Origin of the sequence: Paraliobacillus salinarum, from assembly GCF_014083865.1 — a bacterium.
GTDB classification, from domain to species: Bacteria; Bacillota; Bacilli; order Bacillales; family Amphibacillaceae; genus Paraliobacillus; species Paraliobacillus salinarum.
This window is the reverse complement of sequence record NZ_JACEFA010000001.1, coordinates 81,374-95,168: the sequence shown is the minus strand read 5'-3', so window position 1 is coordinate 95,168 and position 13,795 is coordinate 81,374. Positions and strand designations below refer to the sequence as shown.

The 13,795-nt window shown below is 35.5% G+C and carries 11 protein-coding genes; all 11 read right to left on the bottom strand.

Features of this window, described 5'->3' with window-relative positions; translation table 11 throughout:
- Positions 1–3 precede the first annotated feature (3 nt).
- On the bottom strand, positions 4–2,013 hold the full coding sequence (pknB, locus tag HP569_RS00465) for a Stk1 family PASTA domain-containing Ser/Thr kinase (protein WP_182199112.1): 2,010 nt from the start codon (positions 2,011–2,013) through the stop codon (positions 4–6).
- Positions 2,007–2,762, bottom strand: a complete 756-nt coding sequence (locus HP569_RS00460) for a Stp1/IreP family PP2C-type Ser/Thr phosphatase (protein WP_182199111.1) — start codon at positions 2,760–2,762, stop codon at positions 2,007–2,009. The genes pknB and HP569_RS00460 overlap by 7 nt, the downstream gene beginning before the upstream one ends.
- A gap of 37 nt (positions 2,763–2,799) precedes the next feature.
- Entirely contained in the window at positions 2,800–4,149 is a 1,350-nt protein-coding gene (gene rsmB / locus HP569_RS00455) for a 16S rRNA (cytosine(967)-C(5))-methyltransferase RsmB (protein WP_182199110.1), read from the bottom strand.
- 1 nt (position 4,150) lies between these two features.
- Positions 4,151–5,089 (bottom strand): methionyl-tRNA formyltransferase, encoded by a 939-nt coding sequence (gene fmt / locus HP569_RS00450; RefSeq protein ID WP_182199109.1) that lies wholly within the window; start codon positions 5,087–5,089, stop codon positions 4,151–4,153.
- Between the two features lie 15 nt (positions 5,090–5,104).
- Positions 5,105–7,510, bottom strand: a complete 2,406-nt coding sequence (gene priA, locus HP569_RS00445; RefSeq protein ID WP_182199108.1) for a primosomal protein N' — start codon at positions 7,508–7,510, stop codon at positions 5,105–5,107.
- A gap of 2 nt (positions 7,511–7,512) precedes the next feature.
- Positions 7,513–8,712, bottom strand: a complete 1,200-nt coding sequence (gene coaBC, locus HP569_RS00440) for a bifunctional phosphopantothenoylcysteine decarboxylase/phosphopantothenate--cysteine ligase CoaBC (protein ID WP_182199107.1) — start codon at positions 8,710–8,712, stop codon at positions 7,513–7,515.
- Positions 8,713–8,813: 101 nt separating this feature from the next.
- Entirely contained in the window at positions 8,814–9,029 is a 216-nt protein-coding gene (rpoZ, locus tag HP569_RS00435) for a DNA-directed RNA polymerase subunit omega (RefSeq protein ID WP_425501784.1), read from the bottom strand.
- The gene (gmk, locus tag HP569_RS00430) at positions 9,026–9,646 is read right to left on the bottom strand and encodes a guanylate kinase (protein ID WP_182199106.1); all 621 of its coding nucleotides are present in this window, start codon (positions 9,644–9,646) and stop codon (positions 9,026–9,028) included. The genes rpoZ and gmk overlap by 4 nt, the downstream gene beginning before the upstream one ends.
- Positions 9,647–9,697: 51 nt before the next feature.
- Positions 9,698–9,958, bottom strand: a complete 261-nt coding sequence (remA, locus tag HP569_RS00425) for an extracellular matrix/biofilm regulator RemA (protein ID WP_182199105.1) — start codon at positions 9,956–9,958, stop codon at positions 9,698–9,700.
- Positions 9,959–10,079: 121 nt separating this feature from the next.
- On the bottom strand, positions 10,080–10,955 hold the full coding sequence (locus tag HP569_RS00420) for a YicC/YloC family endoribonuclease (RefSeq protein ID WP_182199104.1): 876 nt from the start codon (positions 10,953–10,955) through the stop codon (positions 10,080–10,082).
- A 109-nt stretch (positions 10,956–11,064) separates the two neighbouring features.
- Entirely contained in the window at positions 11,065–13,719 is a 2,655-nt protein-coding gene (locus tag HP569_RS00415) for a cation-translocating P-type ATPase (protein WP_182199601.1), read from the bottom strand.
- Positions 13,720–13,795 lie beyond the last annotated feature (76 nt).

Sequence of the window (13,795 nt, the reverse complement as noted above, 5' to 3'; positions counted from 1 at the left end):
CAGTTAATCCCCTTCCACTTCATCATAAGTGATTGTTTTTTGTAATATAACTTCATCATCTCGTTCGACTTTGTAAGTAGCCTCTTGCCCTGGTGCAATGGTTAGTCGAATAGTGAAATCCGTATCTTCTCGAATTGTTTGTGTCTCATACAATGTTGTTAGGTCATTATTCATGTCATCTACATATACACGGACAAACTGGGGCGCATTCCCATTATTTGCAGATTCGCCTTGTCCTTCTGTTTTACCGATATAAGGTACCGTAAATGATACATTATGACTTATTGGCGGTTTTTCCTTTTGACCAAGTGAAATAACTAATTGAACTGTTTCGCCTTCTTCTAATTCGGCACCAGATTTTGGTGAGTGAGAAATAACCTCACCCTTCTCGACATTTTCAGCATACTCTTCTGTTGTATCATAGGACAAATTATTATTAGATAAATAATCTTTCGCTTCCGCTTCGCTCATTCCGATTAAATCATCCAGTTTTAGCTTTTTCTTTCCTTTGCTAATTTCAAATTGAACAACTGTATCAGAAGGAGCAACCTCTGCATCTGGTTGAGGAGACACTTGCGCAATAATTTGACCAGCTGGGTCATCTGAATGAACCTCTACATACTCTACATCCTTGTACCCTTTTTCTAATAGAATTTTTTTCACTTGATTGAAGTCTCTACCAACATAATCTGCTATCTGCTCTTTTTCTTCCCCAAGACTAACATAAACAATAACTTCTTTTCCTTCTTTTGTTTTCGTATTAGCACTTGGATTTGTCCGAATAACATGATCTTCTTCTACTTCATTTGAATATGTTTCTTCTTTCACTACTTTTAAACCAAGATCTGATAAAGTTTGTTCCGCATCAGCAAATGTCTCTTCGGTCACATCTGGTACAGTCACATCATCAGGTTGTAGCCAATTTGGTAAAACGAACAATGCGAACAATCCTGAAGCAATTAAAATAAAAAATGACGCGATCAACCAAATAATCAATTTTTTCTTCTTTTTCTTTGGTTTTTCTTCTTTTGTGCTAGATACTGATGAATTTGGCATCGTACTCGACTTCGTGTGGATAAGTGTGTCTTCATTACCTGCATGCGTATTATACGATTGGTCATTAATTACAGGAATTGCTTTTGTTGCTTCTCCCTCTTCTTCAGGTGAAACATATGGTGGCTCATTTAACCTACTTGGGTCTAGAGCTGTCGCCATATCGTCTTCAAAAGCACGCACCGTGTCATATCGATAAAAAGGATCTTTCGTTGTTGCTTTTAATACAATGTTTTCAATGCTCTGTGGAATATCTGGATCCCACTCTCTAACAGATGGTGTATTTGCTTGTAAATGTTTAAGCGCAATAGATACGGCTGATTGTCCCGAAAAAGGAATATGTCCAGTAAGCATTTCAAAAAAAACAATACCTAATGAATAAATATCCGATTTATTTGTCGCCATTCCACCCCTTGCCTGTTCTGGAGATAAATAATGCACAGATCCTAAGACAGAATTTGTTTGTGTTAAAGAAGTAGCGCTTAAAGCCAACGCAATACCAAAGTCAGTTATCTTAGCTTGACCGTAATCATTTATCAATATATTTTGCGGCTTAATATCACGGTGAACAATATTATTTTCATGCGCATGCTCCATCGCAGCTGTTAATTGCTTCATAATCTCAATTGATTCTTGCACTGGAATCGGTCCATACAGCTGTATATACTTCTTTAATGTCACACCTTCAACATGCTCCATTACCATATAGTAAATGTTATCCTCTTCTCCAACATCGTATATATTTACAATGTTTGGATGAGATAAGCTTGTAGCAGATTGAGCTTCTCTATGAAAACGAGATATGAATTCATCATCATTCGCATATTCCAAGCGCAAAACTTTTATCGCAACTTCACGATCTAGTATCGTATCATGGCCTAAATAAACATTGGCCATGCCTCCTCCACCAATCATTCTAATTACTTGATAACGTTCACTCAACAAGCGACCTTCTAACAAGAGGAATCACCTGCTTCTTCTTTTGGATAATCAGATATAACCAATGTAATATTATCTTCTCCACCACGTTCATTAGCTAGATTAACTAACTCTTTTGCCTTATTTTCTAATGACACTTCCTTTGTTAAGAAAGATAGTAATTCATTCTCTTTCATTTTGTTGGATAAACCATCTGAGCAAAGTAATAGTTTATCTTCAGGCTCCCATGACCTTGTGATAATATCAGGAGCAATCTGCTCTTCTGTACCCAACGCTTTTGTTATTACATTTTTTCTAGGATGAACCTCTGCATCTTCTTTTGAAATTTGACCAGAACGGACAAGTTCATTAACAAGTGAATGATCTTCTGTAATTTGTGTAAGATTACCAGATGATAAATGGTAGCACCTGCTATCACCAATATGCGCAACACTGATAAAGTCTTTCTCATAAATTACCGCTATGACGGTAGTTCCCATTCCAAAGCATGATTCGTTTTCTTGTGATTTTTTAAAAACAAGCGTATTTGCACTTTTAATCGTCTTTTCCAACCAATTTTCAGCAGCAAACTGATCAAGTAATCGCTCAGATAACTTCCATTGTTCTTGTAAATGTTCAACTACAAGCTGGCTAGCTACATCACCTGCTTTATGACCCCCCATTCCATCAGCTACAACGGCCAGATATTGCTTCGATTTGTTTTGAAACACGCCTCCATTATCCTCATTATGCGGTCTAACTTTGCCTCTGTTCGTCAAAAAATAATGCATTTAATTCACCTCATACACTCATTTTACTTTTATCTCATTATTGATTTTTCAAACGTAATCTCGTTAAAAAGAAACCATCAGTATGATAATCGTCAGGAAAGATTTGCAACCCTACGTTAGATAAACCAAATGAAGCTTGTATATCATTTGGCAGAGAGTCAAAAAATGTCGGATCTACTTCGAATTTCGGATTTTCTTTTAAAAACGCTTGTACGACTTGCTCATTTTCTTCTTGATCTATCGTGCACGTACTATATAAAATTTTACCATCTTTTTTGAGTAATGGGGAAATATTTTCTAACAATTGCTTCTGTATATTAGCTAAATTAGAAATATCTTGTTCTGTCTTCTGGTATTTAATATCAGGCTTTCCCCTTATTACCCCTAAACCAGAGCACGGGGCATCAATTAATACTCTATCAAACGTACCTTCAGTATGAAAGTTAGCTAAATTTCTTGAATCTGCGGCTTGTGTAGTGATATTTGTTAAACCGAGATCAGCTGCTTTATTTTTTACAAGTTTTGTTTTCTTTTCATGTAAATCATAAGCAAATATTTGACCTGTATTATTTAATTTTTCACCAATATGTGTTGTCTTCCCACCAGGTGCACTACAAGCATCTAAAACAGTCATGTTATCAGATAAATCCATCATTTCTGCTACAAGCATTGAACTTTGATCTTGGATAGTTAATAAATGCTGCTTAAATAAAGAGCTTTTCAAAACATTTCCTTCTACAATTATGCCTTGGCTTGAGAAAATAGATGGCTTAACCTCATAACCTTCCTGTTGCAGTTGTAACATCGCTTCTTCACGAGATATTTTTTGAGGTTGAATCCGGACAGAAAATGGTTTCGTTATTAAATTCTCTTCACACATCGAAGTTGTTTTTTCATAGCCGTATTGCTCGATCCAGCGATTGACTAACCATTGCGGATGACTAGCTCTAATACTTAATTTCTCGGACTCATCTACTATATTTTCGAAATCTGGAAATCCTTCTCTTTGAGCTTGACGCAACACCCCATTAACAAATGAAGCAATTCCTTTATGCCCACGCTCTTTAGCGATACCAACCGCTTCATGGATAACCGCATGATCGGGTACTCTTTCCAAGTAATACATTTGGTAAAAAGAGAGGTACAGTAACCATTTCACCCAATCATCCAATTTTGCATTTTTCTTGACGAATTTTTTCGTAAAATAAGCTAAAGTCAATTTTCTTTGTATTGATCCATACACAATTTCTGTTAATAAACCGTGATCTTTTTCTGCTACTCGATTTGATTTTATCAATTGATCGATTAATAGATGACTATATGCTCCGCCATTATCAACTCTAAGTAAAATGTCTAATGCACTGGAACGCAATTTAAATTTTGTCATGTTACTCTCCTAATCTATCTCCTATTTGCAGGTTTTTTCCTTTTCCTCGCAAGAAATCTTCTACAGTCATTTGCTTTTTACCTGCAGGCTGTACTTTCGTTATATTAATGCACTGTTGATCACCACAGCAAACGATCAAGCCCTTCGAATGTAACTCTACAATTTCACCAGGACGTTTATCAACTTGCTTTTCCGTCAGCTCACCCCACCAAATCTTCATGTTCTCTCCATTCAAAGTGGTACTCGCTACTGGCCAAGGATGTAACCCACGTATATGGTTATAAATTGCTTCACCTGATTGAGTCCAATCAATTTTTTCTTGATCACGAGTAATATTAGGTGCGTATGTTGCTTGTTGATCATCTTGTTCCATTGGATTAATCTCATCAGTAAATATTTTTGGTAATGTTTGATGTAGTAATGAAGCACCAACGCTAGCTAATTTATCATGTAATGTGCCAACATGATCCGTTGATTCTATTGGTATACTTTCTTGAGAAATAATCGCTCCAGCATCTAATCTTTCTACCATATACATAATAGTAATGCCTGTTTCTTTCTTGCCTTGCAAGATCGAATAATGGATGGGCGCACCACCACGTAGTTCTGGCAATAAAGAAGCATGTACATTTATACACCCATATGGCGGTGCTTCTAGTAGACCATTTGGTAAGATTTGACCAAATGCAGCTGTTACAATGATATCTGGTTCATAAGCTAATATTTCTTCATATGTATCTTTTACTTTCTCTGGTTGATAAACAGGGATGTGGTGCTTTTCAGCTTCTACTTTCACTGGAGGAGGGGTCAAAACACGCTTTCTTCCCTTAGGTCGATCAGGTTGAGTAACAACGAGCACAACCTCATATTCATCTTTAATCAATTGTTGTAAAACCGGAACTGCAAAGTCTGGCGTTCCCATAAAAACTATTTTTTTCATTTTAACGGTTCACTCCTACATTAATTGGTACGGTTGAAGATCAATCTGAATAAACAAATCCTCTTTTTTCATCTCGTCTTCAAAGTAAGCTAATATTTTTTTTAGTATCTTTCGCTGATTTGGTTCGTTTTTGTATTTTACCATGCATTGATAGCGATATCTATCTTTTATCTTAGTAATTGGAGATGGTGTCGGTCCAAGTATTCTAGCTTGATCAGATAAGTGTTTTCGCAATAATAAACTAATGGTTTTCGTAACTTCCATCACTTTCAATTGATTCGGATGAGAAACCGTAATTAAGGTTAAAAAGTAATAAGGTGGATATTGATATGTTTTTCTGATTAACATTTCTTTCTTAAAAAAGGCATCATAATCATATGTGGAAGCAAGATCGATGCTGTAATGCTCAGGTGTATATGTTTGAACGATAACTTCTCCAGGTAATTGATGTCTTCCTGCCCTACCACTCACTTGAGTAAGTAATTGAAACGTCTTTTCTGAAGCACGGAAATCAGGGATGTTTAACATACTATCAGCTGCTAAAACTCCAACTAGTGTAACATTTGCAAAGTCTAAACCTTTTGCAATCATCTGCGTTCCTAATAAGATATCTGCTTGTTTATTTCCGAATTTCGTTAATAGCCTTTCATGCGCTCCCTTTCTTCTAGTCGTATCGACATCCATCCGAATGATGTTAGCTTCTGGCAGCATTTCTTGCAATGCTTCCTCAACCTTTTGTGTCCCAGTTCCGAAATATCGAATCGTATCACTTTCACACTCTGGACATTCACTCGGCATTCTTTCCTCATAATTACAATAATGACACTTTAACCTTTGATTATGCCTGTGATAAGTTAATGCAATGTCACAATGTGGACAGTTGTTGACATGACCACAGTCTCTACACATTACAAAAGTAGAATAACCGCGACGGTTTAGAAATAGTACAATTTGTTCTTTTCTTGCAATTCTTTCTTCCATCGCTTGTTTTAATTGTCTTGAAAACATCGTTCGATTTCCTGCATGTAGTTCATCTCGCATGTCTACTAGTTGCACTGTTGGCATTTCCGCTTCATTCATTCGTTGCGGCATGGATAAAAGTTGATAGATCCCTTTTTGAGCTCGAGCGAAGGACTCAAGTGAAGGTGTTGCGCTACCTAACACAACAGGACAATGATGATATGTTGCACGTTGAATCGCTACATCACGCGCATGATACCTTGGATGTTCATCTTGTTTGTAGCTTGTTTCATGTTCTTCATCAATAATAATTAAGCCAAGATTTTCAAACGGTGCAAAAACAGCTGATCGTGCTCCAACAACCACTTGTACTTCTTTCCGATGGATTTTTCGCCATTCATCATAACGCTCACCTTTCGATAAAGCACTATGCATCACCGCAACCTTCGGCCCGAACCTCGCTTTAAAACGCTCAACCATCTGTGGCGTTAATGCTATTTCTGGAACTAAAACAATCGCTTCTTTATTTTTTTCCATCGCATGTTGAATTGCTTGCAAATAAACTTCTGTTTTTCCACTACCTGTCACACCTTGTAACAAAAAGACACAATGAAGATTATCATCTAGTGCTTCACAAATCGGATCCATAGCTTGTTTCTGTTGATCCATTAGTGGTAAGGGGCTTGATCTTTCAACCTCTTTATTTTGATAAGGGTTGCGATAGACCTCTATTTTTTCTTCTTTTAATAAGCCATCATTAATTAGTTGTTTCACCGTATTATGTGTTGTATTTAATTGATTAAATAATTGCTTTTTTTCTATTGGTTTTGTTTGTTCTTGAAAAAACCTTAATATCTGCTTTTTTTTCGTTGCTTGTTTAGGCAGATTTGCAATTGCTTCTTCCAGTACTAAGGGCTCTACCTTGGAAAAAATCATTGTTCGTTTCTTCGTTGTTTCTTTTGAGTGAACATGATAAATCACTTCAATGTCGCCAGCTTGGATTGCCTGCTGTAAATTTTGATAAGACCCTCCTGCATCAATAAACGATTGATAGGAAATATAATCTCTTCCAGCAAAAAAAGTTTCTAAATTTTGTGGTAATACATCAGTTAAACGATGTATTTCTTTTTCATAAGATGCTTTTAATGCTTGTGGTAGCATAGCTTGAAATGTTGAAATGTAAAAACTTAATGTATAGTCAGCTAACCACTTTCCTAATTCTAATAACTCTTTAGTTAAAACAGGAGTAACATCCATTAAATCATTAATGGGTTTAATTTTATCGATGTCAGAATGGTTCGTAACTTCTAAGACATAGCCCATAATTTTTCGCGGACCAAATGGCACAATTACACGCATACCAGGAAACACTGATTGCTCCATGTGTACTGGTATTTCATAATCAAATATTCGATTAGTTTGTGCAACTGGCACATCGACAACAACTTTTGCAAACCTCACCGCTAATCAACCTTTATATCTTTATTTATTTGAACTAAAATTTGTTTTGCTATTTCTTTCTTTGATGCTAAATCAAACGCCACCTTATCACCAGATTGATGCATATAAATGACTTCATTCGTATCCGATTGAAATCCTGCTCCTGGAGATTTAATGTTATTTATAACAATAGCATTTAAGTGTTTACTTTTTAGCTTTTCCTCTCCGAAAACAAGCGGATCATTTGTCTCAGCGGCAAAACCGACTAAAAATTGTTTGGTTTTCTTTTGTCCAAGTTCCTTTAAAATATCTTTTGTACGCTCTAATTCAATCGTTAAATCTCCATCTTTTTTCTTCATTTTATCATCATAAGTAACTTTTGGACGGTAATCAGCTACAGCTGCTGCTTTTATCACAATGTCACTCTTTTCAAAATAAGAAAGTGTATGTTGATACATTTCTTCTGCAGTTTTAACATCAATTCTATTTACATTTGCTGGTGTTTCAAGAGAAACTGGACCAGCTATTAATGTAACAGATGCTCCCATTTTAGCTGCTTCCTCTGCTAATGCAAAACCCATTTTACCTGATGAATGATTGGTGAAAAATCGAACTGGATCTACCTTTTCTTGTGTTGGACCAGCAGTTATCAGAATTTCTTTTCCTTCTAATATCGACTGTTCTCTTTGATTCTTAATGATTACATTTACGATTGTTTCTGGCTCTTCTAACCTACCTTTACCTACATAACCACAAGCTAAGTAACCTTCCCCAGGTTCAATAAAACGATAGCCCCATCTCTCCAACGTTTTCATATTTTTTTTCACTGCTGGGTGCGCGTACATATGCACATTCATGGCAGGTGCGATGTACACATCTGCTTCAGTAGCTAATAAAGTGGTCGAAAGCATATCATCTGCAATACCGTTCGCAATTTTGCCGATAATATTAGCTGTTGCTGGTGCAATAACAAATAGATCTGCCCAATCAGCCAAATCGATATGAGCAATCTTGCTTGCATCCTTTTCGTCAAATGTATCTATATATACCGGATTTCTTGAAATAGCTTGAAAGGTTATAGGAGAAACGAATTTTTGAGCACTTTCTGTCATGATTACCTTGACATCTGCTCCTTGCTGAACCAATTTACTTGTTAGTGCGCAAGCCTTGTATGCTGCAATACCACCCGACACACCTAATACAACTCGTAGGTTATTTAACATAGCGTTCACCTCTTAAATAATATGTCTTTTAACGATATTCAGTTATAGAAGAAACCCTCGTCTACATATGGTAAACGAGGGAACAATAAAAAAGGAAGTTGTTATCTTCTTTCTTTTACTTCTGTAGCAGTATAAGTAAGCTTTTTTGCTTCAATTTCTTCTAATGCAATACCTACGTTTTTCGCAGACTTAGGATTTTCAAGTTGATACCTTTTTACTTCCTGAATTTGACGTGCTCGCTTGGCAGCTAATGACACCAAAGTATATTTCGAATTAATAATTGTTTGCAATTTATCAATTGATGGTTCTAACATCATTTTTCTTCAACCTCCAGTACTTTTTTATATAGACTCGCAACACGCTCTCGCTTGCAGTGCTCACTCTTAACAATCGCTTGTACTTTATCTACAGCTTTGTTAATTTGATCATTAACAACAACATAATCATAGGCATCCATCATTGCTATTTCTTGTTTAGCTGCATTTAATCTGTTCGTCACAAGATCTTCACTTTCTGTGCCACGATTAACGATTCGATTTTTTAATTCCTCTAGATTTGGCGGTGACAAGAATATAAAAACACCTTCTGGAAAATTCTTTTTTACCTGTAAAGCTCCTTGCACTTCAATCTCCAGGAATACATCTTTTCCTGATTCTAATGTTTCGGTCACATATTTACGCGGGGTTCCATAATAGTTCCCAACATATTCCGCATATTCAAGTAACTGATTATCTTGAATCATTTGCTCAAACTCTTCTCTTGAGCGATAAAAATAATCAACGGCTTCTGATTCGCCTACCCTTTTGTTTCTTGTTGTCATCGAGATGGAATATTGCAAATCCGTAGCTCTTTCAAACAATGCCTTACGAACAGTTCCTTTACCCACACCAGATGGGCCAGATAAAACAAATAAAATACCCTTTTCTTTAATCAAAATAGATCCTCCTGTTTGTCAAACGCAGCAATGGATAGCCGCTTATTCATCTTATTCCTCAGTTATTTCTTCATGACTCAACACACGTTGCCCAACAGTTTCAGGCTGAACTGCTGAAAGAATTACATGGTCACTATCACTTATAATGACAGCTCTCGTTCTACGACCATATGTCGCGTCTACTAGTTTATCATTCTCTCTTGCTACCGTAATAATACGTTTTATCGGTGCCGATTCAGGTGATACAATTGAAATAATTCGATTTGCTGACACAACGTTACCAAATCCAATATTAATTAACTTTATACTCAATCTTGTTCCTCCTCAAAATAAAAACCATACTATATTCATGCATATTCCGTAAGTAAAGTGAGATTCAATCTCTATTCTAATCTTTTTTATTATAGTACAAACTTGAATCAGATGAAAATTATTATTCTATATTTTGAATTTGTTCTTTTATTTTTTCCATCTCTGTTTTTAAAACTACTACCCAATGACTAATCAACGTGTCGTTAGACTTCGAACCAATTGTATTCACTTCACGTTGCATTTCTTGTAAAATAAATCCCAGCTTCTTTCCAATGACCTGTTCTTCATGTACCGTTTGTATAAATTGTTTTACATGACTATGTAATCGAGTGATCTCTTCGGTGATATCACCCTTTTCTGCTAACAAAGCTACCTCTTGATGAATTTGTGCGGAGTCTTCCATTTGACTATTGTTTAGACTGAAGATTCTATCTAAAATTCTATCTCGATACTCCATTATAACAGTTTCTCTTCGATCACCCAACTGATTTATTATCTTCTTTGCTATTTGTAAACGATGCATCATATCTTCAGTAATTAACTGCCCTTCCTCTTCTCGCATATTAATTACTCTATCACAACTAAGTTGAACGGTTTCAAGTATACCATTTACGTAGTGTTGAGCTAATTCATTTTTGTTCTTTAAAATAACCTCTGGTATTTGAGTTAATACAGACAGAGCTTCATTTATGGAAATATTATATTTTGTTTGGACCGCTTGAACGGCATCCATATGTGTGGCCAACAAACTCCAGTTAATTGATAAGTCCGATTGATCCTCTTTTTTATTTTCAATCGTAATTTTACATTCTATTCTTCCTCTTTCAAAATTTTTTTGAATTATTTTTTTTATGTCATTCTCTAAACGATAAAGATTAGTAGGCGTCTGAATAGAAACATCTAGAAATCGATGATTCACTGTTTTTATTTCCACAGAAATTATTTCATTATTTGTAATTATAGAACCTTCTCCAAATCCTGTCATACTTTTTGGCATTTTATCACATCCATTATAAAAGGAGTTTTTTAATCACTTATCTACCTATATATTTTAACAAATTAAAAAGAAAGTAGATAGGAGATTCCCCTTCTACTTTCCTAATTGGTTATTTTTTTGTTGGTATAAAACCAAATAATACAGTAGGTATTGCGGCCATACTTATTACATAGATCAAATCATTTAAACGGATTGGAAGTGTTTCAAAAATAATTTGTAATGGTGGATAATAAATGACTACTAACAATAAAGCGATGGAAGATATTACTGCTATGATTAGATACAAATTTTGAAAAGGATTTCTAGCAAATACAGAACGCTCGCTACGACAATCAAATACATGTATTAATTGGGCCATTACTAAAGTGGTAAATGCGATCGTTCGTGCGTAAGTTAAATGTAATGGATCATTTTGATAAGCTGTCATAAAAGCGAACAATGTAACTAATCCTATCATAAAACCTCGTGTAAGGATTTTAACACCTAATCCCCTAGAAAAAATACCTTCTTTTACCGGTCGTGGAGGCATCTTCATTACATTTTTCTCTGGTTGATCTAACCCCAAAGCCATTGCTGGTAGCCCATCAGTGACTAAGTTTACCCACAAGATTTGGACTGGAATTAATGGTAAAGGATAAGATAACATAATCGCAAACAGCATTACTAATATCTCACCCACATTTGATGCTAGTAAATAACGAATGAATTTTCGAATGTTTTCATAAATATTTCTTCCTTCTTTAATTGCCGCTTCGATAGTAATGAAATTATCATCTAACAGCACTAAAGATGAGGCTTCTTTGGCCACATCAGTGCCCGCAATCCCCATACTAATACCGATATCACTTGCTTTTAATGCTGGTGCATCATTCACACCATCGCCAGTCATTGCTACAATATGGCCTTTTTGCTGTAATGCTTGAACAATTCGTAATTTGTGTGTGGGTGTAACGCGAGCGAATACATAAATATCATCAATTTTTTCAGATAAAGCTTGATCAGACATTTGATTAAGTTGAAAACCAGTTAAAACAGCATCTTCTTTATTAATTAAATGTAATTGTTTTGCTATAGCAGTTGCAGTCTTTGCATGGTCGCCTGTAATCATTACAGTTTTTATACCTGCATCCTTACACGCTTTGATCGCTTGCTTTACTTCTTTTCTTGGTGGATCAATAATTCCCGCTAGGCCAACAAAAGTTAAATTATTTTCAATAGACTGGTGATTTCTTAATGATTCGGTTGATAGTGGTTTAATACATATGGCAATTGTTCGCAATGCATTAGCAGCCATATCGTCGATTTGTTGATTTATTTTATTGCTGTCTTTACTAGTAATTGGCCTTCTTCCTTGCTCATCAAGAATATAATTTGTTCGAGGTAACAGAACATCTGGTGCACCTTTCGTAATCGCAAATCGTCTTTTTGAGTCATCTTCAACAATAACAGTCATTCGCTTTCGATCTGAATCAAATGCAATTTCATCTATAATTCTATATGATTGAAGTGACTGTTCATTTAGATTAGCTTTATGTGCGGCTACTAACAATGCAATTTCAGTAGGGTCACCATCCATCACCCATTTATTTTTTTGTTTTTTTATTGATGCATGACTGCACAACATTCCATACAACAACGCTTCTTTTATTAATCTATGTTGTGTTTTCTGTTGATTCACATAAAAGTTTCCCTTTAACTCATGGCCATCACCAGTGACTTCCATTAATTGATGGTTTGTATACAATTGCTTCACAGTCATTTTATTTTCAGTTAATGTACCTGTCTTATCTGAACAAATAACTGTTGTATTTCCTAACGTTTCAACCGCAGAAAGTTTTCGAACAATTGCTTTCTTTTTGATCATTCGTTGCACACCTAGTGAAAGTGCTACAGTAACAATCGCAGGTAACCCCTCTGGAATTGCAGCAACTGCTAAAGATATTCCTGAAAGAAACATGTCGTATAGTGGGTGGCCTTGCCAGATCCCAACTGCAACTACCATTGCCGTTAAAAATAGAGCAATTACAATTAAAATCTTACCTAAACTTTCTAATCTTCTCTCTAATGGTGTTGGTTGAGCTTTTGTATTTACCAATAAATCTGCAATTTGCCCCATCACTGTCTCCATACCAGTAGCGACAACAACTGCTAGTCCACTTCCTTTTGTTACTAAAGTACCCATATAAGCCATATTATGTTGATCGGCAAATTCAATATGATCTTCATCAATTTTATTAGCAGTTTTATTTACTGGTACAGATTCTCCAGTTAATGCAGACTCCTCAATCTCTAGACTTCTTTCATTAATGATCCGCATATCAGCAACAATTCTGTCACCACTTGATAATTTAATGATATCTCCTACGACGACATCTGTAGAAGGAATAGCCTTCCATTCTCCGCTTCTTAATACATGTGCCACAGGAGCAGAAAGTTCTTTCAACTTCGCCAATGATTTCTCTGCTTTTTGTTCTTGAAAAAAACCTAGTATACTATTCATCAATACAATAACGATAATTGCAATTGCATCTACATATTCACCTAATAAACCTGACAATAAAGTCGCCGCTAACAACACCAACACCATAAAATCTTGAAATTGCTTCAAAAATAAAAAAAGAAGCGAAGAACGTTGTTTCTGATTTAGTTGATTTAAACCGAATTTTTTTAACCGAGCTGCTGCAATATCATCCGTTATCCCTTTTACTTGATTCGTTGAAAGCTTGTCCATTAATTCACGTTCATTTAATTGATACCATTTCACTTCGCATTCCTCCATTACATTCGCTCCTAATCAAATCTATGCAGAATAGGAGTAAAAAATGTATAATATGTTCATG